Here is a 23,887-nt window from a genome sequence, read left to right on the forward strand (position 1 = left end):
CCGACGGTCCTGCACGTGTCCGCTCCGCACCCACTGCCCCCGTGTCGCACACGCGGCGTACCGCCGCCCCCTGAAGATCGGCTCCGCTGCCGAATCTACCGGACCGTCAGCAGGGCGAGTACCGAACGGCCTGCTGGCCAGTCGGCCGGCCGGTGCCGGAACGTCCGGCCGTGCAGGGCCGGTTGGGCCGCAAGTGACTCGTGCGTACTGCACACCCCGTCGGTGACAGCGGTGACTGTCGCCGCATCCACCGGGCGTGACACCGTCGGGACCGCAACCGACCGAGGGAGCAGGTGTGAACAAGGGGTACGCCGCCTTCTGCGACGCCGACCGGTGGTTCTACGACGCGCCGTACCGGCGGGCCGGTGAGGACTACCCGACCGCCCTCGCCCCCGTCCCGCCGGGATGGCGCTCCCACCGGAGCGGCGACTGGCTCGCGCTGCGTCCCGAGGACGCCGAACTGCCCGCACAGGGCTGGAAGATCCACGTCTCGGCCACGCTGGACAACGCCGAATCGCTGCTGACGACGGTGTACGAGTACTGCACCGCCCGACGCATCGCCTTCAAGTTCGTCCCGAGCCGGTACCTGCTGCACCTGCGCAACGCCAAGTACGCCGACCGCGCGGCGAGCGGGAAGTTCATCACCGTCTACCCGGCCGACGAGCAGCAGTGCCGGCAGATCGCGGAGGACCTCGACGTCGCCCTGGCCGGCGCGGCCGGCCCGTACGTCCTCAGCGACCTGCGCTGGGGCGCCGGACCGGTCCACCTCCGCTACGGCAGCTTCACCCTGCGGCACTGCTACGACGAGCACGGCGAGCTGGTCCCGGCGATCGAAGCCCCCGACGGGCGGCTCGTACCGGACCGCCGGGGACCGGTCTTCCAGCCGCCCGAGTGGCTCGAACTGCCCGGATTCCTCACGCCGCACCTCGAAGCGCGCTCCGCGCTCACGCTGGCCGGCCTCCCCTTCACGGTGGAGCGGGCGCTGCACTTCTCCAACGGCGGGGGCGTCTACGTCGGCAAGGACACCCGTACCGGCGAGTCGGTCGTCCTCAAGGAGGCGCGGCCGTACGCGGGCCTCGCCGCCGACGGAGCCGACGCCGTGACCAGGCTGCACCGCGAGCAGGCCGCGCTGGAAAGGCTGACGGGGCTGGACTGCGTCCCCGCGGTGCGCGGCGCGTTCACGGTCGGCGGCCACCACTTCCTGGTGCTGGAACACCTCGCGGGCAAACCTCTCAACACCTACTTCGCCCGCCGCCACCCGCTGATCGAAGCGGACCCCGACCCGGCGGAGCTCGCCGCATACACCGAGTGGGCCCTCACCATCCACCGGAAGGTCACCGCGGCCCTCGACGCCGTGCACGCCCGCGGCGTGGTCTTCAACGACCTCCACCTCTTCAACATCATGGTGGCCGACGACGAGACCGGCGACCCCGCCGTCTCGCTGCTGGACTTCGAAGCCGCCGCGCACGTCGACGAGGGGCTGCGGCAGACCGTCGCCAACCCCGCCTTCGTCGCCCCGGCCGACCGGCGCGGCTTCTCCGGCGACCGCTACGCCCTCGCATGCCTGCGGCTCGCGCTCTTCCTCCCGTTGACCAGCCTGCTCGTCCTCGACCGGGCCAAGGCCGCCCACTTGGCCGAGGTCATCGCCGAACAGTTCCCCGTACCACGGCAGTTCCTCGACGAAGCCGTCGAAGAGATCACGGCCGGACTACCGCAGCGCGCACCGGGCGGCCGCCCACCCGCACCGTACCTGCCCGTCGAGCCGCAGGACTGGCCCGCCGCCCGTACGTCGATGACCGCGGCGCTGCGCGCGAGCGCCACCCCGGAGCGAGAGGACCGCTTCGTCCCGGGCGACATCGCCCAGTTCGCGACCGCCGGCGGAGGAATCGGTTTCGGTCACGGGATCGCAGGCGTGCTCCACGCCCTCGCCGAGACCGGAGCCGGGCCCTGGCCCGAGGCCGAGGAATGGCTGCTCGACCGGACCGGACAGCCGTTGTCCGGCACCCCGCTCGGCTTCTACGACGGCCTGGCCGGCACGGCCTGGACCCTGCACCGGCTCGGACATCCGGGCCGGGCCCTCGACCTCGCCGAACAGCTGCTCCACCAGCCCTGGGAGAGCTCGGGCCCCGGCCTGCACGGCGGGCTCGCCGGCATCGGCCTGGCCCTGGACGCGCTCGGCACCGCCGACGGCGAGGGCGAGCTGCACACGGCGGCCCTGCGCTGTGCCGAACTGCTCGCCAGCCCCGAGCACCGCCCCGCCCGCGCGGGACTGCTGTACGGCGACTCCGGACCCGCCCTGCTCTTCCTGCGGCTCTACGAACGCACCGGCGACAAGGAGCTCCTGACCCAGGCGGCCCGGGCGCTCCACCGCGATCTCGACCGCTGCGTCACGAGTGCGTACGGCACCCTCCAGGTGAACGAGGGCTGGCGCACGATGCCGTACCTCGGCGAGGGCAGCGTCGGCATCGGCATGGTGATCGACGACTGGCTGGAGCACGGCCCGGACGAGCGCTTCGAACAAGCCCGGCGCGAGATCGTCCGGGCGGCGCAGGCGACCTTCTACGCCCAGCCCGGACTGATGCGCGGCGCCGCCGGAATGATCCTCCACCTGGCCCGGACCACGACGCCGGGCCCGGGCACCGGACCCGAGGCCGTCGCCCGCCAGATCGACGCACTGGCCCGGCACGCAGTGCCGTACCAGGGGCATCTGGCCTTCCCCGGCGAGCAGATGATGCGGCTGTCCATGGACCTCTCCACGGGCACGGCCGGCACGCTCCTCGCCCTCGGCAGCGCGGCGCCCGGCGGGCGCGCGCACCTGCCGTTCCTCCCGCCGCTGCGCGAGCGCGCGGCGGCCCCAGAGCCGGCCCCGCCCGGGGCCGTGACCCATGGCACCACTCGACGGAAGAAGAGGAACCTGACATGACGCTTCTTGACCTGCAGTCGATGGAGACCCCGAAGGAAGAGGCCACCGAGCTGACCGGCGGCGGTGGCGGCGGCAGCCGGGCCAGCCTGCTGCTCTGCGGCGACAGCAGCCTGAGCATCACGACCTGTAACTGACCAGGTCACCTCGGGCCCGGGCGGTTCGCCGCCCGGGCCCGCACCACACCCCTGGAGGCATCCGCCGATGAGAGCCCCCGACGCGGCGGCCGACACCGCGCAGCCGCAGGACGTCGCCCGTGCCGCCGACCGGGCGCTCCGGGCAACGGCCCGGCACAGCGGCGGGCGCACCGCCGCCGTCCTCGGCTGCGAGGTGGCGGCCGCCGGGGCGGCGCTCGCCGAACCCGCGGTCCTCGGCCACACCCTCGACCTGCTGCTCCGCCACGCCCCGTCGGGCCCCGCCTGGACGCTGCTGTGCGCCGGGGTCATCGCGGCCGAAGTGGTGCTGGACGCCGCCGCCGCGCGGCTGACCGGAGAGGTGGACGGCCGCTCCACCGCCCGACTGCGCAGGCTCGGGCTCGCCCGGCTGCTGCGGACGGCCCCGCACCACGCGGCCGGCCACGCACCCGGCGAAACCGCCGCCCGGCTGACGGCCCACGCTGCCGAGGCCGGAAAGGTACCGGCCGCCGTCGCCCACGCCGTCGCCGCTTTGCTGGCGCCGCTCGGTGCGGTTGCCGCGCTCCTCCTCATCGACCTGTGGACGGCGCTCGCCTTCCTCGTGGGCGTTCCGCTGCTGGTGCTCCTGCTGCGGGCCTTCTCCCGTGACACCCTCACCAGCGTCGCCCGCTACCAGCAGGTGCAGCTCGCGACCGCCGGCCGCCTCGTCGAGGCGCTCGCCGGTGCCCGCACCATCGCCGCCGCCGGCAGCGCGGCCCGCGAACGCGCCAGGATCCTCGCGCAGTTGCCCGAACTCGGCACCGAGGGGCGGCGCATGTGGCAGGTCTACGGCAGTACGACGGCCCGGTCGGCGGCCCTCATGCCGATGCTCTTCTACGCGGTGCTCGCCGTCGGCGGCATCCGCCTGTCGGCCGGGGCCATCGGAGTCGGCGAGCTCCTCGCCGCGTCGAGGTACGCGGGCCTCGCGGCCGGAGTCGGCGCGGTGACCGGAGGGCTGGCGGCGGTGGCCCGCGGCCGGGCCGCCGCCCGGCGGACCGCCGCCCTGCTGGTCCTGCCCGTACTCGGCCACGGCCGGGCGGAGCTGCCGGAAGGCGGTCCCGGCACCCTGGAACTGCGCGACGTCCGGGTCGTGCGCGGCGGATCGGCGGTCCTGCGCGACGTCAGCCTGGTGATCCCCGGCGGCACCACGGTGGCGGTGGTGGGCCGGTCGGGCGCCGGCAAGACCCTGTTCGCCGCCGTGGCCGGCCGGCTCACCGACCCCGACGCGGGCCGGGTGCTGCTGGACGGCGTACCCCTGCGGGAGGTGACCGCCGATGCGCTGCGCCGCGAGGTCGGCTACGCCTTCGACCGGCCGGTCCTGCTCGGGGACACGGTCGGCGACGCGATCGGCTTCGGCGCGGGTCCACGCCCCGGCCGCGAAGCGATCCGCGCCGCGGCCCGTGCCGCGGGCGCGGACGCGTTCGTACGGCGCCTGCCCCACGGATACGGCACGCGCCTCGCCGAAGCCCCGATGTCCGGCGGTGAGGTCCAACGCCTCGGACTGGCGCGGGCGTTCTGTCATGCGGGGCGGCTCCTCGTGCTGGACGACGCCACCTCCAGCCTCGACACCGTCACGGCCCGCGAGGTCGAGCGGGCGCTCGTCCGCGAGGTCCGGCCCGGCACCCGGATCGTGGTCGCGCACCGCCTCTCGTCCGCCGTCCGCGCCGACCTCGTCGTATGGCTGGAGGACGGCCGGGTACGGGCAACCGGCACCCACGGCGAGCTGTGGCGCAACGACCCGGCCTACCGGGCGGTGTTCGCCGCGGACGCGAGCGCGGACGCTTCGACGGGAGCCGGCGAGGAGACGACTGCGGCGGCGACCGCGCGAGCCCCCGCGGTTCCGGAGACGGACGACCACCAGCCGTCCGGGGGCAACCCGGGAAACCGGGGAAACCGGGAGGCGGCGCGGTGACCGAGGGCGAGACCTGGCGCCGGGTGGCCCCCGAGGCCCGGCGGTTCCTGCGCGGCCGCAAGCGCGCCCTGGGCCGGCTCGCGGCATGGTCGCTCCTGGAGTCCGCGCACACCTTCCTCGGCGGCTACGGCGTGGCCCGCGCGCTCGACGACGGCTTCCTGGCCGGCCGCACCGCCACCGGTCTCGCCTGGCTGGCCGCGGCCGGAGCCGGAGCACTGCTCGGCGGATTCGCGCTGCGCGGTGTGTTCGCCGGACTCGCGGACCTCGTCGAGCCGCTGCGGGACGGCTTGGTGCGGCGGGCCGTGCGACAGGCACTGGACCGCGCGGTCGCCGACCCGGCGCGCGCGCCCGGCGCGGGTGCGGTGGCCCGGCTGACCCAGCAGACGGAAATGGCCCGGGACTCCTTCGCCGGGCTGGTCCTGACGGCCCGTTCGTTCGTGTTCACCGCCGTGGGGGCCTTCGCGGGCATGGCGGCCCTGGATCCCGTGCTCCTGCTGATCGTGCTGCCCCCGCTGTTGCTCGGCGCGGCCGCCTTCCTGGCGACGCTGCGCCCCATGGCGTCCGTACAACGCCGGTCGCTGGACACCGACGAGGCGCTGTCGGACCGGGTGGGGGCGGTCGGTGAGGGGCTGCGCGACATCGTGGCCTGCGGCGGACAGGCGGCGGCGCAGGCCCGGGTGGAGCCCCTCATAGCAGCGCAGGAGCGGTTGGCCGGACGGCTCGCGCGCTGGACGGCCCTGCGGACCCTGGCGCTGGGCACGGCGGGCCGGCTGCCGGTGATCGCCCTGCTCGCCGCGACACCCTGGCTGCTCGGACGCGGCATCACCGCCGGGACGCTGGCCGGAGGCCTCACGTACCTGGTACAGGCCTTGCTTCCCGCGCTGAGCACCCTGATGACGGCCGTGGGATCCGCCGGCACCCGCCTGCTGGTGGTCCTGGAGCGCTTCTGTGATCCGCCGCCGGCAGCCGAGGACAGCGGCAGCGGGGCGAGGTCGCGGGCACCCGTACGCACCACCCGGCGGAGCGCCGCCGCGGTGGAACTCCGGGGCGTCAGCTTCGCCTACGGCCCTGGTGCGGCGCCCGTGCTCGACGGACTCGACCTGGTCGTGCGGCCGGGGGAGCACCTCGCCGTCGTCGGGCCGAGCGGCATCGGGAAGTCCACGCTGACCGCACTGCTCGCGGGGATGCTGTCACCCGGCGCGGGCGCGGTCCTCGTCGCCGGCGTCCCCGCACGGCGGGAACCCGGTGCCGCGGGACCCGACCCGCGACGGACCCTGCTGCCACAGCAGGCCTACGTGTTCACCGGCTCGGTACGGGACAACCTCACCCACCTCGCCGCCCGGCCGGGCCGCCCCGCCCCCGATGACGCCCAGGTGCTGCGCGCCGTCGGCATCCTTGGACTGGAAGGCCTGGTGGAGAGGCTGGGCGGCCTGGACGCCCGGGTGTCCCCCCGGCTGCTGTCCCAGGGCGAGGGCCAGCACCTCGCACTCGCCGCCGCCTACCTCTCGCCGGCCCCGCTGCTCCTGCTCGACGAGGCCACCTGCCACCTGGACCCCCGGACCGAGGAGCGTGCCGAACGGGCCCTCGCGGCCCGGCCCGGCACCCTCGTCGTCGTGGCCCACCGCATATCCTCCGCGGCCCGCGCCGACCGGGTCCTGGTCCTCGACGGGACGCGCGCCGTGTGCGGCACGCACGCGGACCTCCCGGCCGGATCACCCTTGTACCGCGATCTGGTGGGGGAGTGGGACCGGGCCGAGGACGGGTGAGGCGGCGCCGTGTCCGTCCTCGGCGGCCGTGGATCAGACCCAGCCCTCCCGCCGGGATATCCGGATCGCGTCGATGAGATTGCGTGCGCCGGTCTTGCGGGTGGCCGCGGCCATGTAGTTGCGCACCGTCCCGCTCGCCAGATGCAGTGCGCGGGCGATCTCGGCGATGGAATCACCCTCCGCGGCCCGGGCCAGCACGCTGAGTTCCCGGGGGCTCAGCGGTACGGGGTCGGCCTCCATGAAGGCGGAGGCCAGCGAGGCGTCGATGAAGCGTTGCCCCGCGGCCACCTTCTGGACCGCTCGTACGAGCCGTCCCGGCGAGCCGTCCTTGTCAACGTAGCCGAGGGCCTCGGCCCGGAAGGCCCGGTGCAGCGAACCGGGCGCGCCGGTCGACGCGAGCACCAGGACCGAGGACGGGGACGCGAGGACCCGGCGGTCCGCGCGTCCGCCGTCGGCCAGAACGGCCGTCGCCCCCGGACAGTCGAGGTCGACGACCGTCACGTCTGGTCGTAAGGACTCGGCCTGGCGTACGGCGGTCCGCCAGCCCGCAGATGTGACGTCGAAGGACCCTTCGGATCTGAGCAGGGCGGCCAGTGCCGACCGGACCAGGCTGACGCTGTGCAGAACGAGGACCTTGGTCATCGTGCGCTCTCCTCGGTAGACGAACCAACGGCACCACACGGGTGCCCCGGTGCCCGTCGATGGAACGTCACTGCGGGGGCGCGTGGGAGCGTACGGCCAGCTTGGCCGAGATACCCGAGTCTTCGTGCTCGCCTTTGGCGGGGAACCCCCTTGAAGACCGGGCGCGTCCCGAGCCGACGTGTGAGATCCGGGTCTCGGGGCAGTCGCCTGGCCGAGGCAACCGCAGAAGGAAGGGAGACACCCATGAACATGAACGTGTGGAGCTACCGCGAGACGTCGGGCCGTCTGGAGGCGATCGACCTGAGCGGGTTCAAGGTCGAGGCGGCCGACGGGAGCATCGGCAAGGTGAGCAAGCACTCCGACGAGGTCGGCTCCTCGTACATCGTGGTGGACACCGGGCCCTGGATCTTCGGTCGTGAGGTGCTCCTGCCGGCGGGCACGGTCACCCATGTCGACGTGGAGGGCGAGAAGATCCACGTAGACCGCACCAAGGACCAGATCAAGTCCGCTCCCGAGTTCCTCAGCGAGAAGCACATCGGGGACACGGACTACTACAGCCGGATCGGCGGCTACTACGGTGGCTTCATCGGCTGAGACGTCGTCCACAGTGGCGCCCGTCGGCGCGCACGCCCCTTGTAGGGTGGCGCCCACTGAACGGTCCAAGGGTGAGGAGCCGGTGGGGTGTTGGAACTCAGTGAGATGATCCGGGAACTGAGGGCGCAGTTGACCGCGGCAGCGGTACAAGGGGCCGGCGAGGCACTGCAGTTCGAGGTCGGTCCGATCGAGATCGAGGCGAACGTCGCCGTCACGAAGGAGGCGGGGGGCGGCGGCAAGGTGCGCTTCCTCGTCGTCGAGGGCGGCGCCGACGGCAAGTACGCGAAGTCGGAGACGCAGCGCATCACCGTCACCCTCCAGCCGACGACCCCGGGCCCGGGCGGCACCCGCACGGCCGCTCGGATCTCGGGGGCGGAGGCGGCGGGCGAGCGCTGAGACCGGGGTCGGACGATGGGGGGAATGGACATCGCCCGCGTCGCCGAGGTCATCGTCACGACTGCCTCGGGCAAGGCGCGCCGGGGCTCGGGCTACTTGGTGGCCGCGGGACGGGTACTGACGGCGGCGCACGTGGTCACGGAAGCGTCGGCCGTACGCGTGCGCTTCGATGCCGACCGGCTGGGGGAGCGGGTGCTCCACGCCGAGGTGACCTTCACCGACGACGCGATCGACGTCGCCGTCCTCTCCGTCGCAGCCGTCGCTCCCCTTCCCGAGGGGCCCGCCCGGTTCGGCCGCGTGGGCGAACACGACGCGGTGCTGCAGTGCAGCGCCGTGGGCTTCCCCGCATTCAAACTGCGGGAGGGGGAGGACGGATCGCGCTACCGGGACTCCGAGCACGTGCACGGCTCCTGCTCGGTCCTCTCCAACCGGCGCGAGGGCACCCTCGACCTGCGCGTCCCCGCCCCCGACGGAACCTGGGACGGCATGTCGGGCGCGGCGGTGTTCAGCGACGGACGCATCGTCGGCATCGTGGTGATCCACCACCTGACCGACGGCCCGGGCAGGCTGGCGGTCAGCCGTGCCGATCGCTGGGCCGAGCGTCTGCCGGCGGCCGAGCGGCACGCCCTCGAGGAGCTGCTGGGCACGGAACTCTCGCCGGGCCGGCTGCCGGACGTGCTGTCGGCGGCACGCTCCGTGCGAACACCCTTCATGGCGCCTCCCGTTCCCCGCCATTTCGTACCGCGGCACGCCCTCGGACGCACAGTCAAAGAGGCGCTGCTGCACCGACCGGTGTCGCTGTGCGGCGCGGGCGGCTTCGGCAAGACGACGCTCGCGGCATGGGCCTGCGGAGAGGAGGAGATCCGCGGGCGCTTTCCCGACGGCGTGCTGTGGGCCCGGCTCGGACCGTCGCCCACCGCCGAGCAGATCACGACGTCGCTGGCCGGGCTCGCCGCCGTGCTCACCGGCGGCGCACCCGTGATCCATGCCGATGTGCCCTCCGCCACCCAAGCGTTCCGGTCGGCGCTGGGGCAGCGGCAGGTGCTGCTCGTCGTGGACGACGTATGGGCGGAGGCGGATCTGCAGCCCTTCCGCGACGCGGGCACCCTGCTGATCACCACCCGCCGCAAGGCGCTGCTCGGCGACCAGGGCACCGAGATCCCCGTGGCGGCCATGGACGACGGCGAGGCGTTGGCCCTGCTCGGCCTGCCGGACGAAAGTCCCACCCTGGCACCGCTGTTGCTCCGTACCGGACACTGGCCGCTCGCCCTCGGCCTGCTCTCGGGACCGTTGCGCAGCCTGATCTCCGACCGTCATGCCAGGACCACCGCGGAAGCGGTCGCCGAGCTGTTGGGCGAGCTGGACCGCGAGGGCATCGTGGCACTGGACGACCTGTCCGACGTCGACATGGCGCGCGGGATCTCCCTCACGCTGGAGGTGAGTCTCGCGGACCTGCCGGCGGAGTCGCGGGGACGTTTCCTCCAGCTGGCGGCCTTCCCCGAGGGAGAGAAGATCCCCTACTGGCTGCTGCGCCGCCTCTGGGGAGTGAGCGAACTGCGCGCCCGCGCGGAGGGCGACCGTTTCCTGGACCGCTCCCTCGCCTCGGCGGCGCGGGACGGGGCGGGGGTGCGACTGCACGACGTCACCCGCGAGGCCCTGCGCCACCTGGACCCGGACCGACCGGGCGCCGTCAGCACCCGCCTGCTCGACACCCTGCGCCCGGTCGCGGGTTGGCACGAACTCGACGACCAGGAACGCGCGTTCCTGCCCACACTCGCCTTCCACCTCGTCCAATCCGGGGGTGTGGAGGAACTCGCCGCTCTGGTACGCGACATGCGCTTCCTCGTGGCTCGCCTGACGGACTCCGGTCCGGTGGCCCTCGAAGGCGATCTGGAGAGGTCCGAAGCCGCCCACGCCCGGGAACTGGCCCAACTGCTGGAGCGTGAGGGCCATCTGCTCACGGGCGGCTTGTCCGCCACCGACATCGCCCTGACCCTCGAGAGCCGCCTCGCGGGACGTCCTGAACTGCTGGCCGGGCTGAGTCACCTCGCCGAGGCGCGCCCTGCTCGCGGACTCACCCCGTTGCTCCCTCCGCCCGACCGTGGCGACGGCATGCTGCGGCGCTCGTTCTTCGCCCGCGACGGTGATGGCATGTGTCATGACATCGACTGGCATCCGCGGGGGGAACTGCTGGCCGTGGCCGGCGAAGGCCCCGCCGTCCGGTTCTTCGACGCTGCCGGCCGAGAACGTGGGAATCCGATCGAGATACCCGAGGAGTCGGTGAGCCGCGTCCGATGGAGCCCGGGCGGCACGCGGCTGGCACTCATCAGCCAACGCCTCGAACACGAACGGTACGTCAACACGCTTCGCGTCTACGATCCGGAGACGGGGACACAGGTCGACGCGCTTCCAAGCCCCGGGACGGCCTTCTGCTGGGCACCCGACTCCGACTGCCTCGCCGTGGTCTGCCGGGGCGATGCGGTGGACGGAGCGGGCTTGTGGGAGCCGGGCTCGGGCATGGCGCCGCGCGCCCTGCCAGGAGCGCCCGTGGACGCCGCAGGCGGCGGAACCCACGTCGCCGCCCTGGACTGGCACGCCGAGAACGGCCTGCTCGCCTGCACGACGGGCGACGCACTCAGTGCCACGGACGGGGGCGCACTCGTGCTGTGGGCCGACCCCCGTGGGTCGCAGCCGCCGACCGTCTGGCCCTACCGGGACTTCTGCCCCCGTGGCCAGAGAGTGGGGTGGCGGCCGAGCCCGAACAGCGTGGCCTGGCGCCCCGGCGGTCACAGCGCACGGGTGCAGGCACCCGACGTCATGGTGGTGGACCCGCGGGCGCGGCGGGTGCTGTGGCGGGCACCGGAGGGCAGCTGTCCCCGGTGGTCCCCTGACGGCCGCCGCCTGATGCTGGGCAGCAGCAACGGGCACGTGCCGGGTGGGCGGGAGCAGAACTCGTTCTCGCTGTGGCGAATGCCGGCGGACACCCACCTGGCACGGGGGGAAGAACCGGTGCGGGAAGGGGAGATCATGCTGGGGATCATGCGTTTGGATCCCGGGGGAGGGAGGTGGCGCCCGGACGGCGCCGCCATCGCCGGCACCACGGAGCGACGCGTGGTCAGGTTGTGGAGATCGGACCCGTCGGACCAGGCCCCTGATCGGAAGCGGCCGGTCCGCCTGAACGTGGTGACCTGGAACGGCAGCGGGACCAGACTGGCGGTGGGGGACAGGACCGGATCCCCCCAGTGGTGGATCGTGGATCCGGAACGTGCGCGTACCGCGTGGCAGAGCTGTGCACCGCATCCTTTCGCCAGAACGATTGCCGTGCGCAGGCGGCAGCGGTGGCGCAGTGTCGGCGACTCGCCGGTGCTGTTTGGACCCGACGGGGGCCGGTACACAGTGGACCGTGGTGGATCCGGTCCCCTGCGGGTGGTCGACCGGCACCGCGGCACCTCAACCGTGCTGGGAGCGGAAGAGGGGTGGTGGTGGCGGTCCGTCTCCTTCACTCCTGGCGGCGACCGGGTCGTCGCCCTTGGCGAGCACAAGGGGCTGGGGCGGGTCCTCACCGTCTGGCACCTGACCGGGCTCGCCGTCGAGCCTCCCGTGGCGCGGTGGCTTCCCTTGCGCAGTGGGTCCGGTGACCGCAGGGAGCCGTACGTCCACGTCATCCGGCAAATGGCCGTCAGCGATACCCATGTCGCGGTGATCGGTGGGCAGTTGATCGGCCTCTTTACTCTCGATGACTTGCGGAACCTGTGCTGGATCAGAACCAACGACACCCTCTGGGGCGGAGCTTTCGACCCCGCGGGCCGCCGCCTCGCCGTGGTCGGAGACGCAGGGCTCCACCTCTTCGCTGTGCAGGGCTGCGCATCCTGAGGAGTCCCCCCATGCTCCGGGGTGTGTTAAACATGAACTAATCAAAGGGGCATTTTGCAGCAGCTCAAGCTCGGAATCATGTCGCAGTCCCGTAAAGAGAACGAGCGTCGTCTGCCGATCCACCCGGCACACTTCGAAAACATCGATGCCGACCTTCAGGCCGGCATTTATCTGCAGACCGGTTACGGAGAGCGCTTCGGTGTCCCGGACCGGCAGCTTGCACCGTGGGTCGCCGGTTTCCGCTCACGCGAAGAGCTGATCGCAGAGTGTGACGTCATCCTCCTGGCCAAACCACTGCACGAAGATCTGGCCGACCTGCGGGACGGGCAAGTGCTGTGGGGGTGGCCGCACTGCGTACAGGACGAGAAGGTCACGCAGGCCGCCATCGACCGCAGGCTCACGGTGATCGCTTTCGAGGCGATGAACCACTGGACCCGGGACGGCGGATTCAGTCTGCACGTCTTCCACAAGAACAACGAGCTGGCCGGCTACTCGTCGGTGCTGCATGCCATGCAGCTGACCGGAGCGACCGGAGACTACGGACGTCGGCGGCGTGCGGTGGTCATCGGCTTCGGTGCCACCGCCCGCGGTGCGGTCACCGCGCTCAGCGCGCTGGGTGTTCACGACGTCGACGTGCTGACCGCTCGCGGCATCGCCGCCGTCAGCTCGCCGATCCACTCCGCGCGGATCGTGCACTTCGATCACGACGTGGCCGACGACACCCTCGACCCGCGGCGCAGCATCGTGGTCACCGACGACGGTCCGGAGCCGCTGGCCGACTTCCTCGCGGGGCACGACATCATCGTCAACTGCGTGCTCCAGGACACCGCGGCGCCGCTGATGTTCCTGATAGAGGAGGATGTGCCGAAGCTCGCGCCCGGCACGCTCGTCATCGACGTCTCCTGCGACGAGGGCATGGGTTTCGCGTGGGCCCGGCCCACCACCTTCGACGCTCCCATGTTCACCGTCGGCGACCACGTCAACTACTACGCCGTGGACCACAGCCCCTCCTACCTGTGGGATGCGGCCACCTGGGAGAACAGCGAGGCGCTGATCCCGTTCCTGCGGTCGGTCCTCGAAGGGCCGGCCGGCTGGGACGGCAACGGCACGATCCGCCGAGCGATCGAGATCCGCGGCGGCACCATCCAGAACCCCGCGGTCCTGGCCTTCCAGCACCGCGCCGAACAGTTCCCGCACGCGCTGCTCTGAACCGGCCGGGCGGATCTGGTCTCTGACCCGGGTCACTGGACCAGTTCGCTGGCCCGGTCATCCGGCTCAGGCGCAGGCTCCGGCGGTGATCTCCGCGCAGCGAGTGGCCACGGCGCCGAGCGTGCCCTCCGTACGCAGTAGCCCGCGCTGGACGCGCGCCCCGTTGCCGTGCTCCAGGAGGCGGGCGATGCCCTCCCGGACGCGTTCGGCGTCGCCGTGGTCGGCCAGGGCTTTGCGCACGTGGGCGTGGAGTGCCTCGACGGCCACGGCGGGCGAGGTCGCGCGCATCGTCCGAGGGTCGATGAGCGGGCCGTCCAGCCCGGACCGGCCGGCGCGCCAGGACGCCAGCCGCAGCAGGCTCGTACCGATCCTGGCCGGCGGCTGTCCCTCCCGCCAGGCGCGCGCGGCGGTCTCGACCAGTCCGCGCACCAGGGCCGCCAGGAGGACCGGGGTCGACGCCTCCAGGCAGACGTCCGCGACCCTGACCTCCACCGTCGGGTAGGCGGCGGACAGCCGGGCGTCGAAGTACATCATCCCCTTGTCGCGCAGCACGCCGGTGTCCAGCATGGCGCGCACCTGCTCGTGGTAGCGGTCGGCGGACCCGAAGAGGTCCGTCGGCCCGGCCGACGGCAGCCGGTTCCAGACCCGGCTGCGGTAGCTGGCGTACCCGCTGTCCTCACCCTGCCAGAACGGAGAGTTCGCGCTCATCGCGGTGAGTACGGGCAGCCAGGGGCGGATCCGGTCCAGGACGGCGACGCCCTCTTCGTCCGACTCGACCGACACGTGGACGTGGCAGCCGCAGGTCAGCTGCTCCTGCGCGGTCAGTCCGAACTGCTCGCCGACCCACTCGTACCGCTTGCCCGTGCTCAACGAGGGCCGGACCGGCAGAGGGGAGGTGCCGAGGGCCGCGACCAGTGCTCCGGCGGACGCGGCGTGCCGGGCGGCTTCCCCCCGCCAGCGGGTGATCTCCTTCAGGAGCTCGCCCAGGTCGGTCACCGGTTTGGTGGCGAACTCCAGCTGCTCCTCCTGGAGTTCCTTCTCAAAGGCGTGCCCCTGCGGTTCGTCGCCAGGCTGCCGGGCGACGGACCGGTCCGCAGCCGCCAGCACGGCCCCCGACAGGGCCAGCGGCTCTCCGCTGCGTGCGTCCACCAGTAAGAGCTCTTCCTCCACGCCTACGCTTCGCATGCCGCCGCCCGTCGATCCGCTGTTCACGTCGCCCCACGCCTGCCCCGCCCCGTCCCGACCATGCGGGCGCAGGCCAGGGCGGTCGGGGTGGCGCCTGCCACCCCTGCCGACCGGGTGCTTCCGGCTCTCCGCCCCTTCGCCCAGTACGGCAGATGGCGGACGGAACTTGTGGAGCGGCCGCGCGCTCAGCAGGCTTGCCCCCATGCTCTCTCCCGCTCCCGGACCGGTCCGCTCCCCTGGGGCAGCGGCCCGGCGGGCCCGTTCCCGCCGGGCGCTGATCGCCGGCTGCGTCGGCAACTTCATCGAGTGGTACGAGTTCGGCGTCTACGGCTACCTCGCCACCGTCATCGCGGCGCACTTCTTCACTCCCGAGGGCGGCAGCGCGGTGGAGGGGCTCGTCAAGACGTACGCCTCCTTCGCCCTCGCGTTCTTCTTCCGGCCCGTCGGTGCGGCGCTGTTCGGGCGGCTCGGTGACCGGATCGGCCGGCGGCCGACGCTCGTCCTGGTCATCTGCCTGATGACCGGCGCCACGACGCTCATCGGTGTGCTCCCGACGTACGCGACCATCGGCGCGGCCGCGCCGTGGCTGCTGACGCTGCTGCGGGCCGTGCAAGGGCTGTCGGCGGGCGGGGAGTTCGGCGGAGCGGTCTCCGTCATGACGGAGACCGCTCCGCCGGGCCGCCGGGGGCGGTACGGGGCGTGGCAGTCGTTCACGGTCTCGCTCGGCCTGCTCGCGGGCGCCGGTACGACGGCGGTCCTGGCGACCGTACTGACCCCCTCGGAGCTGAACGCCTGGGGCTGGCGGGTGCCCTTCCTGCTGACGCTGCCGCTCGGGCTCGCCGCACTGTGGCTGCGGGTGCGCCTGGACGAGACGCCCGCCTTCGTTTCGGCCGTCTCCCCGACGGGCGGACCGCCGCGGCGACCGCCCGCCGGGGAGACGGTGAGGGCCGTCGCGCTGGGCGCCGGGCGGGCCATGGGCTGGTCGGCGGCCGGGTACACCTTCCTGGTGGTCCTGCCCTCCTACCTCCAGAACACGCTGAACGCGACCTTCCAGCAGGCCCTCGTCGCGACCGTGCTGGCGAACCTGGGGTTCGCGGCGACCATCCTGCCCGCCGGCGCGATGAGCGACCGGCTCGGGCGGCGGACGGTGATGCTGGCCGGAGCGCTGCTCGTGGCCGTGCTCGCACTGCCGCTGCTGAACCTGGTCCAGAATCCGGGTGTGCCCGTGTACGCGAAGGGCGCCGCGCTCTGCGCCGCGGGGGCCGCCGTCGGGCTGATGGCCGGACCCGGTCCCGCGATGCTGTCCGAGATGTTCCCGACCACGGTGCGCTACACCGGGCTGGGGCTGGCGTACGCCCTCTCCAACGCCGTGTTCTCGGGATGCGCGGGGCTGATCATCACCAGGGCCGTCGCGTGGACCGGGGACGCCGACATCCCCGCCTACTACGCCGCGACCGCCTGCGCGGTCAGCGTCGCCGCGCTGCTGACCCTGCGCGGCGACGCCCACGAGCGGACGCTCCGGTGAGCGGCCCGCCGATGGGCAGCCCGCCGATGGCCATCCGCAGGGCGGGCGCCCTGCGCGTGGTGGGGTTGATGTCGGGCACCTCGCACGACGCCATCGACGCGGCCGCCGCGGACCTCGCCCTGGACGGTGACACGCTGGTGCTCACGCCGCTCGGCATGATCAGTACCGCGTACGAGGACGGTCTGCGGGCGGAGCTCGCCCGGGCACTGCCACCCGCCGCGACGGATCTGGCCACGGTGTGCAGGCTCGACACGCGCATCGGCCAGGCCTTCGCCGCAGCGGCCGTACGGGCCGACCGCGAACTGTGCGACGGCCGGAGCGATCTGACGGCCTCGCACGGGCAGACGGTCTACCACTGGGCCGAGTCCGGCCGGGTGTACGGCACGCTCCAGATCGGCGAGCCGGCCTGGATCGCCGAAGCCACGGGCCGGCCCGTCGTCGCGGGCTTCCGCACGCGGGACGTGGCCGCCGGGGGACAGGGCGCGCCCCTGGTGAGCGTCTTCGACGTCATGTGGCTGCGCGGGCGGCCGGGCGTCCCCGTGGCGCTGAACCTGGGCGGCATCGCCAACGTGACGGTGATCGCGGACGGGCCGGGCGGCACACCGCTGGCCTTCGACACCGGACCCGCCAACGCGCTGATCGACGCGGCGGTAAGGGAGCTCGCGGGCGGGGGCGACCCGGACGGGGGCGACCCGGGCGTGGCGCGGTCCATGGACGTGGACGGCGTGCTCGCCGCACGCGGAACCGTGCACCCGGGGCTGCTGCGCAAACTGCTGGACGAGCCGTACTACGCCCTGCCCGCACCGAAGACGACGGGCAAGGAACTCTTCCACCTGCCCTATCTGCGCGCGGCGCTGGACACCTGCGGGCCGCTGCCCGCCGAGGACGTCGTCGCCACCCTGACCCGGCTCACGGCACGGACCGTCGCCGACGCCGTCCGGCCCTTCGGGGCGACGGAGGTGATCGCGTCGGGCGGGGGCACCCGCAACCCGGTGCTGATGCGGTGGCTGCGGGAGGAACTGGGCGGGGGCGGCGGGGGCGGCGCGGGCGTACCGCTGCGGACGTCGGACGAGCTCGGACTGCCGTCCGGCACGAAGGAGGCGTACGCCTTCGCCGTCCTGGGCTGGCTCACCGCGCACGGTCTGCCCGCGACCCTCGCCTCCTGCACCGGCGCCCGGCACCCGAGCGTCCTCGGCTCGCTCACGCCCGGCGCGGCGGGCGTGAGCCTGCCCGCGCCGCTGACGACGGCGCCGGTCCGCCTGGTCGTCCGCGCCCCGCGCACGACCCGGTGAGCGCCGGGTGTCACGGCAGGGGCCTGGGCCGGAGGTCGAGATGGGCCCGGACCGTCGTTCCCCCGGGCCCGGTGTGCATGCGGACCAGCGTGGCGAAGTCGTTGACGAGGAGCAGTCCGCGGCCCCCGGGCCGGTCGACCGGGGGAGGAAGGCGGCCGGCGAGCGCATCGCGCAGCAGCCCGGGGTCGCGCACCTCGCAGACGAGCTGGTCGCCCTCGGCCCAGAGCCGCAGGGTCCCGCGACCGCCTCCGTGAACCACGCTGTTCGTCGTCAACTCGGCCACGATCAGCGAAAGGGTCGCACGGGCCTCCTCCGCCATGCCGAGCCGCGACGCGATCCGGGCGGCGAAGCGACGTGCGCCGTGCAGACGCCGGTCGTCGAAGTCGTAGGCCGCGGCGTCGGCGCCCCCCTCGTCGGTCAGCGGCTCGTTGCCGCGCGCGAGGGCGCGGGTGGGCGAGAAGTGATCGCTGACGCTCTCCCGGCCGTCCTCGATGAGTGCCGGATGGGTGACGCGCGCGTCGGCCAGGGTCTCCGCAGGGAGGCGGTCCGCGTCGTACGGGCACACGAGCGTCACGTCACGACCGTGGAACGCGGCGTTGATCAGTGCTTCGTGCTGGACGCACGCCGGATACTCCCGCGGTGCACGCCCCGGCCAGACCGGTTCACCGATGATGCGGACGCGGCCGGACCGGTGGGCATCGGCGAAGGCCAGGAGGACCTTGGGGAGGATCCGCCCCGGGTTGCGCCCCACGAGCGCCATGTCGAGGAAGCGCACACTGCGGTCCGGGTCCGGGTCCGGGTCCGGGTCCGGGTCCCGGTTACGGTCCGTATCCGTATCCGTATCCGGATCCGGAACGCCGAGGGCCCCCCTGAGAAGCCGGAGATTGCCGCTCGGCACCGCGACGGCCACGGGTTCTCCGGCCGCCGCGCCGGCCCGGATGAAGGGCACCAGCGTGGCGAGGTACTCGTCCTCGCCCCGGTAGAAGAACACCGGGTGCTCGAAGGACATCGCGGACCCCGTGCCGCTCATCGCGTCCTGTACGACCCGGCTGGTCATGGTGACCCCTTCCCGACTTCGGCTCTTTCGCTGTCCACGCGCCCATGGAGGCTGCTGCCCGGTCATCGCCGGGCCAAGCCCCCGGGTACCCTCCAGGCCGCCCCGGCCTACGAAGTGCCGGTGCCGGAGTCGTCGGCGACGCGGCCGTCAGCGACATCGCCGTCGGTCAGCATGCCCGTCCTCAGCTGCTCCGTGATCCGGTTCAGCAGCCGGGAGACGTGCATCTGGGAGAGGCCGAGCCGGTCGCCGATCTCGGACTGGGTGAGTTCCTCGCCGAAGCGCAGTGCCAGGATCCGGCGATCGCGGTCACTGAGGGTCGTCAGCAGGGGCTTGAGCGTTTCCAGGCATTCGATGCGGTCGTACGCCGCTTCCTCGGCGCCGAGCGAAGACGTCAGCGGCGACGCGCTGGTCTCCTCGCCGAGCGGTGCGTCGAGGGAGCCGGCGGTGTAGCCGTTGGCGGCCTGGAGTCCCTCGGCCAGCTCGGTGTCGGTGATTCCGAGGCGCTGGGCCAGCTCGTGATCGGACGGCCGGCGGCCCAGCCCCTGTTCGAGGGCGTCGTAGGCCTTGGCGATGTCGAGCCGGAGTTCCTGCAGACGCCTGGGGACCTTCACCGACCAGCTGGTGTCACGGAAGAACCGTTTGATCTCACCGGTGACGGTGGGGATCGCGAACGTGGCGAACTCGACCCCGCGCTCCACGTCGTACCGGTTGATGGCCTTGATCAGGCCGATCGTGCCGACCTGGATGATGTCCTCCAGGGGTTCCCTGCGCGCGCGGTAGCGACGGGCCGCGTACTTCACCAGGCTGAGGTTCAGCTCGACGAGGGTGTTGCGCACGTACGAGAACTCGGAGGTGCCCTCCTCCAGGGTGCCCAGCCGCCGGAAGAGCTCGACGGACAGGGTCCGGGCGTCCGTGGTGCTCACTCCGAGCAGGTCCTCGGGGAGGCCGAGGAGGTCCGGGAGGAGCCCGGTATGGAGGGGGTCCGCGGTGTCGCGGGCAATGGGTGACATGTGGAACCTCTGACGGATGGGGCCGCGGCCGGCAGGCGCGGCGGGGGACCGTCGTCGTCTTCCCGATGGCTATATACCCCCTCACGGGACGGGCTGACCCTTTCCCCCCGCAGGGATCGCGTCGGGGGCTCTCAGTACGAAGCCCCCGACGGCCCTCGTGTGATCCTCTGAAGATCGGCAGGTCCTTGGGTAGGTCTGCGCTGTCCGGGCAGTCGCCAGTCGTTCCGTCCAGCGACGCGATCCGCCCGGCCGGGGTCACCGCGTCCGACCCCGGAGGTGCGCGATGCTCGACACGGTCCTGACCGGCAGGGACGCTCCGGCGCGGCTGATCGCCCTGCCCGGTGTGTACCGGCCGCAGTCCGATACGCGGCTGCTGGCCGATGCCCTCTCCCGCGAGGAGCCGGGGCCCGCGACCGAGGTCCTGGAGATCGGCACCGGCACCGGCGCCCTCGCGCTGTGCGCGGCCGGCGCCGGTGCGCGGGTTACGGCGGTCGACGTCTCCTGGCCCGCCGTGATCGCGACCCGGCTCAACGCGCTGCGCCATCGGCTGCCGCTGAGCGTGCTCCACGGAGACTTCGCCACGCGTACGCGGGGCCGACGCTTCGACCTCGTACTCGCCAATCCGCCGTACGTGCCGTCCCCGCGGGCCCGTCCGCCCTCGTACGGCGCCGCCCGCGCATGGGACGCAGGTCCCGACGGACGCGCGATCATCGACCGGATCTGCGCGAGCGCCCCGGAGCTGCTGCGGCCGGGCGGGGTCCTGCTCATGGTGCACTCGGGCATGTGCGGGGCCGCGAGCACCGTGGACCACTTGAGGCGCGGAGGCCTGACCGTCGCCGTGGTGTCACGGGCCGTGGTCCCCTGGGGCCCGGTGCTGCGTTCCAGACGGGCCTGGCTGCTGAGCCGGGACCTGGCGGACGGGGACGAGCAGGAAGAGCTGGTGGTCATCCGTGCCCGGCGCCCCTGACGACCGCCCTGACGACCGCCCGGCCGACCGGGAGGGTCCCGCCCGCGGCGAACGCCGTGCGGCCCGCCGAGTGGCGGTGGATCCGCAGGGTCCGGTGCTGGTCGAGGGGCCCGTGGAGGTCGTCCTGGACGACGGGAGCGTCGTCCGGTCCGACCGCTTCACGGTCGCCGTGTGCACCTGCCGCCGCAGCCGCACCTACCCCTGGTGCGATACGAGCCACCGCCCCCGAGTACGCGCCGACGGACCCGACGGACCCGACGGACCCGACGGACCCGACGGACCCGACGGACCGGCCGGCTCCGACGGCCCACAGGACAGGAGCACCGGATGACGCCCACCGCCACCACCCCGAGGAGCGGCCCCACCCTGGTGGGGGGCCGGGGCGTACTGTCGGACGCCGTCCTGGAGGCGTTGACCACAGGGCGCCCTCCGACGCACCAGGCGGTCGCCGTCCTCGCGGCCGATCCGTGGGGCGAGGACCTCCAGCTCGCCCTCTACCTGCTCTACGAACTCCATTACCGGGGCTTCGAAGGGATCGGCGACGACCGGGAGTGGGACCCGGACCTGCTCCGCCTGCGGCAGGCGATGGAGACCCGGTTCCTGCACGCACTGCGCACCGAACTGGCGGACGCCCCCCGGTCGGTCGGGGAAGCCTTCGCACCGCTCCTCGTCGAGCCGGTCGACCTGACGGACAGCGTCAGCCACCTCCTCGAAACGCAGGGCGAACTCTGGCAGTTGCGCGAGTACGCGGCCCTGCGCTCCCTCTACCACCTCAAGGAGGCCGACCCGCACGTCTGGGTCGTGCCCCGGCTCACGGGACGGGCCAAGGCCGCCATGGTCGCGATCGAGTACGACGAGTTCGGTGCCGGGCGTGCGGCGGACATCCACGCGCAGCTCTTCGCCGAGCTCATGGACGACCTCGGTCTGGACCACACCTACGGCAGGTACCTGGACCACGCCCCGGCCCCGGTGCTCGCCACGGTCAACCTCATGTCGCTGTTCGGCCTGCACCGTGCCCTGCGCGGCGCCCTGGTGGGTCACTTCGCCTGTGTCGAGGTGACCTCCTCACCCGGCTCGCGGCGCATGGCCAAGGCCATGCGGCGATGCGGGGCGGGTCCGGCCGCGGAGCGCTTCTACGCGGAACACGTGGAGGCCGACGCGGTGCACGAGCAGGTCGTACGGCGCGAGGTGATCGGCGGACTCCTCGCCGACGAACCACACTTGGAGCCCGATGTGGCCTTCGGCTGCGCGGCCACGGTCCTGCTGGAGGACCGCCTCGGAGCACACCTGCGCGAAGCCTGGGAGAACGGGCGCTCCGCGCTGCGGACGCGGCTGTCAGCGGAACCGTGATGCGGATCGGGCCATCAGGCAGGGTGCCCCGGTGAGATGTCGGAGACATCGCTGAACCGGAGCAGCAGCGGCTCGTCGTGCTGCCCGGGCGGGCTCTGGTCCACGGGCTCGAGCAGGAAGCCGACGTGGTCCCCGTCGCCTTCCACGTGCCCCCGCACCCGGCCGACGAACCAGGCGGCGCAGTCCGCGAGGACCGGGGCTGCCCCTTCGCCGGGCCGCCAGGCCGCCCGCTCGAACTTGTCCACGTCGTCGCCGGTCCGCCCGCCGAACCAGTCTGCCGTGGGCCTCTGCTCGCGGCGCAGGACGTGGACCGCCACGTGTGAGGCGCGGCGTGCGACGCGATACGTCCGGTTGGAGGTGGAGATCCACACCATGAACCGGGGCGGGTCGATCGAGCACTGCGAGGCGAATCCCACCAGACAGCCGGCCCGTTCGCCATCGGCCGCCGCCGTCACGACGTACATCGGGTAATCGAGGACGTCGGTGAAACCGTCCAGTCCGGGTCCGGTCACGGAAAACTCCTCGAGTGAGTGGTGGAACGTCCGCCACAGAATTTCAGGGCCGATCGACAGCTAAGGACGAAATTCCCGGGTAGGCGCGATCCAGGCACCCAGACGGATCAACCGTTCCGTCGAATTCCCGACATGAGAACGAGGTCACCATGATTTTCGCCGGACTCATCCTCTTGCTCATCGGATTCCTGACCGGAATCTCCATTCTGTGGACTGTCGGAATCATTCTGCTCGTGGTGGGCGCGGTGCTCTGGATTCTCGGATCGGTCGGGCACGCGGTCGGCGGACGACGCCACTACTGGTAACCGGCGCGTCACGGCGGAAGGCCACGGAAGGGGATCACGAGGTTGTGGAAAGTGACGTCCGATCATGAATTCCATGGAGAAGGTGCGCCCCCCGCCCGCAGGGGCGGAAGCGGGTAGCGATTTCGCCCGGCTGTCCAAGAAGATCCAGGCAGCCGGGCTGATGGCCCGGCGCCCGGGCTATTACGCACTGCGCATCACCGCCGTGACGACCCTTTACGCCCTGGGGTGCACGGCGTTCGTGCTGATCGGGGACAGCTGGTGGACCCTGCTCACCGCCGGATTCCTGGCCGTCGTCTTCGGGCAGGTGGCCCTGCTGGCGCACGACGTCGCGCACCGGCAGGTCTTCCGACTGCGCAGGTGCAGTGAGCTGTCCGGGCGTCTCGCCGGGAACCTCGGCATCGGTATGGGCTACGGCTGGTGGCAGGACAAGCACAGCCGGCACCACGCCAACCCGAACCACGAGGACCTCGACCCCGATCTCGATCCGGACATCCTCGTCTGGACACAGGACCAGGCCCGGGCCGCGAAAGGGCTACCACGGCTCCTGGGGCGATCCCAGGCGTTCCTGTTCTTCCCCCTGCTCACGCTGGAAGGCTTCAACCTGCACATGTCCGGGATCCGGTCGCTGGCCGACGGTGCCCTGAAGAACCGGGCGTGGGAGGGCATCCTCCTCTTCACGCACATCGCGGTCTATCTCGGCGCCCTGTTCCTGGTGCTTCCGCCCGGCAAGGCGATCGCGTTCCTGGTGGTCCACCAGTGCCTCTTCGGCATCTACCTCGGATCCATCTTCGCCCCGAACCACAAGGGCATGCCGGTCCTGCGCGGCGCGGACCGGCCGGACTTCCTGCGCCGCCAGGTGCTGACCTCCCGCGACGTGCGGGGCGGCCGGTTCACCGACATCGTGCTCGGCGGCCTGAACTACCAGATCGAGCACCACCTCTTCCCGAGCATGCCCAGCCCGCACCTGCGCCGGGCCCAGGCCATCGTCCGCGGTCACTGCCAGGAACTCGGAGTGAGCTACCTGGAGACCAGCCTGCTCCACTCCTACCGGCAGACCCTCGCCAGCCTCCACCACGCCGGCGCCCCCCTCCGGCAGCCTCGCGCGAGCAGCCTCGCCTGACGCGCCGGCACGATCGTGGCGATGACCCTGGGAATCGACGCACCCACCCTGGCCGGGTCCCCGTACTGGATCCACCCGG

Annotated in this window: 20 protein-coding genes; 15 read left to right on the top strand and 5 right to left on the bottom strand. The window is 72.6% G+C overall.

Annotated features, from left to right (window positions below):
- The first annotated feature begins 295 nt into the window (after nucleotides 1–295).
- From lanKC to ACE1OC_RS37765, 4 genes are all read left to right on the top strand, one after another.
- Nucleotides 296–2,923: a class III lanthionine synthetase LanKC gene (lanKC, locus tag ACE1OC_RS37750; protein WP_407840813.1), complete on the top strand. Its 2,628-nt coding sequence runs from the start codon at nucleotides 296–298 to the stop codon at nucleotides 2,921–2,923.
- Nucleotides 2,920–3,057: a SapB/AmfS family lanthipeptide gene (locus ACE1OC_RS37755; RefSeq protein WP_389688497.1), complete on the top strand. Its 138-nt coding sequence runs from the start codon at nucleotides 2,920–2,922 to the stop codon at nucleotides 3,055–3,057. Before lanKC ends, ACE1OC_RS37755 begins: the two co-directional genes overlap by 4 nt.
- Before the next feature lie 67 nt (nucleotides 3,058–3,124).
- Nucleotides 3,125–5,005 carry an ATP-binding cassette domain-containing protein gene (locus tag ACE1OC_RS37760; protein ID WP_407840814.1) on the top strand — a complete coding sequence of 627 codons (1,881 nt, stop codon included), beginning with the start codon at nucleotides 3,125–3,127 and terminating at the stop codon, nucleotides 5,003–5,005.
- On the top strand, nucleotides 5,002–6,771 hold the full coding sequence (locus ACE1OC_RS37765) for an ATP-binding cassette domain-containing protein (RefSeq protein ID WP_407840815.1): 1,770 nt from the start codon (nucleotides 5,002–5,004) through the stop codon (nucleotides 6,769–6,771). Before ACE1OC_RS37760 ends, ACE1OC_RS37765 begins: the two co-directional genes overlap by 4 nt.
- Nucleotides 6,772–6,804: 33 nt before the next feature.
- On the opposite strand, the gene ACE1OC_RS37770 is transcribed toward ACE1OC_RS37765, so the two are convergent.
- Nucleotides 6,805–7,413 carry a response regulator transcription factor gene (locus ACE1OC_RS37770; RefSeq protein ID WP_407840816.1) on the bottom strand — a complete coding sequence of 203 codons (609 nt, stop codon included), beginning with the start codon at nucleotides 7,411–7,413 and terminating at the stop codon, nucleotides 6,805–6,807.
- Nucleotides 7,414–7,656: 243 nt separating this feature from the next.
- On the opposite strand from ACE1OC_RS37770, the gene ACE1OC_RS37775 reads away from it, so the two are divergent.
- From ACE1OC_RS37775 to ACE1OC_RS37790, 4 genes are all read left to right on the top strand, one after another.
- Nucleotides 7,657–8,007 (top strand): PRC-barrel domain-containing protein, encoded by a 351-nt coding sequence (locus tag ACE1OC_RS37775; RefSeq protein WP_407840817.1) that lies wholly within the window; start codon nucleotides 7,657–7,659, stop codon nucleotides 8,005–8,007.
- Nucleotides 8,008–8,094: 87 nt separating this feature from the next.
- Nucleotides 8,095–8,403, top strand: coding sequence for a trypco2 family protein (locus ACE1OC_RS37780; protein WP_407840818.1), 309 nt, complete (start codon nucleotides 8,095–8,097; stop codon nucleotides 8,401–8,403).
- A 24-nt stretch (nucleotides 8,404–8,427) separates the two neighbouring features.
- Nucleotides 8,428–12,276 (top strand): trypsin-like peptidase domain-containing protein, encoded by a 3,849-nt coding sequence (locus ACE1OC_RS37785; RefSeq protein WP_407840819.1) that lies wholly within the window; start codon nucleotides 8,428–8,430, stop codon nucleotides 12,274–12,276.
- A gap of 54 nt (nucleotides 12,277–12,330) precedes the next feature.
- Nucleotides 12,331–13,485, top strand: coding sequence for a N(5)-(carboxyethyl)ornithine synthase (locus tag ACE1OC_RS37790; protein WP_407840820.1), 1,155 nt, complete (start codon nucleotides 12,331–12,333; stop codon nucleotides 13,483–13,485).
- A 66-nt stretch (nucleotides 13,486–13,551) separates the two neighbouring features.
- Here the strand turns inward: ACE1OC_RS37790 and ACE1OC_RS37795 are convergent, their stop codons facing one another.
- On the bottom strand, nucleotides 13,552–14,670 hold the full coding sequence (locus tag ACE1OC_RS37795; RefSeq protein WP_407840821.1) for a glutamate--cysteine ligase: 1,119 nt from the start codon (nucleotides 14,668–14,670) through the stop codon (nucleotides 13,552–13,554).
- A 202-nt stretch (nucleotides 14,671–14,872) separates the two neighbouring features.
- Between ACE1OC_RS37795 and ACE1OC_RS37800 the strand changes: the two genes are divergently transcribed.
- The gene (locus ACE1OC_RS37800) at nucleotides 14,873–16,195 is read left to right on the top strand and encodes an MFS transporter (protein ID WP_407840822.1); all 1,323 of its coding nucleotides are present in this window, start codon (nucleotides 14,873–14,875) and stop codon (nucleotides 16,193–16,195) included.
- Nucleotides 16,196–16,245: 50 nt separating this feature from the next.
- A complete protein-coding gene (locus ACE1OC_RS37805) occupies nucleotides 16,246–17,487 on the top strand; it encodes an anhydro-N-acetylmuramic acid kinase (protein WP_407841807.1) in 1,242 nt (413 codons plus the stop codon).
- Nucleotides 17,488–17,497: 10 nt separating this feature from the next.
- Here ACE1OC_RS37805 and ACE1OC_RS37810 read toward each other — a convergent pair whose 3' ends face one another.
- Together ACE1OC_RS37810 and ACE1OC_RS37815 are read right to left on the bottom strand one after the other, a co-directional pair.
- Nucleotides 17,498–18,544, bottom strand: a complete 1,047-nt coding sequence (locus tag ACE1OC_RS37810) for an anti-sigma factor RsbA family regulatory protein (protein WP_407840823.1) — start codon at nucleotides 18,542–18,544, stop codon at nucleotides 17,498–17,500.
- Nucleotides 18,545–18,651: 107 nt separating this feature from the next.
- Entirely contained in the window at nucleotides 18,652–19,554 is a 903-nt protein-coding gene (locus ACE1OC_RS37815; RefSeq protein ID WP_407840824.1) for a SigB/SigF/SigG family RNA polymerase sigma factor, read from the bottom strand.
- 283 nt (nucleotides 19,555–19,837) lie between these two features.
- Between ACE1OC_RS37815 and ACE1OC_RS37820 the strand changes: the two genes are divergently transcribed.
- The 3 genes from ACE1OC_RS37820 to ACE1OC_RS37830 are packed head-to-tail and all read left to right on the top strand — an operon-like array spanning nucleotide 19,838 to nucleotide 21,871.
- Nucleotides 19,838–20,521, top strand: coding sequence for a HemK2/MTQ2 family protein methyltransferase (locus ACE1OC_RS37820; protein ID WP_407840825.1), 684 nt, complete (start codon nucleotides 19,838–19,840; stop codon nucleotides 20,519–20,521).
- Nucleotides 20,505–20,852: a CDGSH iron-sulfur domain-containing protein gene (locus tag ACE1OC_RS37825; RefSeq protein ID WP_407840826.1), complete on the top strand. Its 348-nt coding sequence runs from the start codon at nucleotides 20,505–20,507 to the stop codon at nucleotides 20,850–20,852. Before ACE1OC_RS37820 ends, ACE1OC_RS37825 begins: the two co-directional genes overlap by 17 nt.
- Entirely contained in the window at nucleotides 20,849–21,871 is a 1,023-nt protein-coding gene (locus ACE1OC_RS37830; RefSeq protein WP_407840827.1) for an iron-containing redox enzyme family protein, read from the top strand. The genes ACE1OC_RS37825 and ACE1OC_RS37830 overlap by 4 nt, the downstream gene beginning before the upstream one ends.
- 14 nt (nucleotides 21,872–21,885) lie before the next feature.
- Here ACE1OC_RS37830 and ACE1OC_RS37835 read toward each other — a convergent pair whose 3' ends face one another.
- Nucleotides 21,886–22,335, bottom strand: a complete 450-nt coding sequence (locus tag ACE1OC_RS37835) for a flavin reductase family protein (protein WP_407841808.1) — start codon at nucleotides 22,333–22,335, stop codon at nucleotides 21,886–21,888.
- A 197-nt stretch (nucleotides 22,336–22,532) separates the two neighbouring features.
- On the opposite strand from ACE1OC_RS37835, the gene ACE1OC_RS37840 reads away from it, so the two are divergent.
- Together ACE1OC_RS37840 and ACE1OC_RS37845 are read left to right on the top strand one after the other, a co-directional pair.
- Nucleotides 22,533–22,688: a DUF6131 family protein gene (locus tag ACE1OC_RS37840; protein ID WP_250739869.1), complete on the top strand. Its 156-nt coding sequence runs from the start codon at nucleotides 22,533–22,535 to the stop codon at nucleotides 22,686–22,688.
- Nucleotides 22,689–22,752: 64 nt separating this feature from the next.
- Nucleotides 22,753–23,808, top strand: a complete 1,056-nt coding sequence (locus ACE1OC_RS37845) for a fatty acid desaturase family protein (protein ID WP_407840828.1) — start codon at nucleotides 22,753–22,755, stop codon at nucleotides 23,806–23,808.
- The last annotated feature ends 79 nt before the right edge of the window (nucleotides 23,809–23,887 follow it).

It is taken from the genome of Streptomyces stoeckheimensis (assembly GCF_045822005.1).
GTDB lineage: Bacteria > Actinomycetota > Actinomycetes > Streptomycetales > Streptomycetaceae > Streptomyces > Streptomyces stoeckheimensis.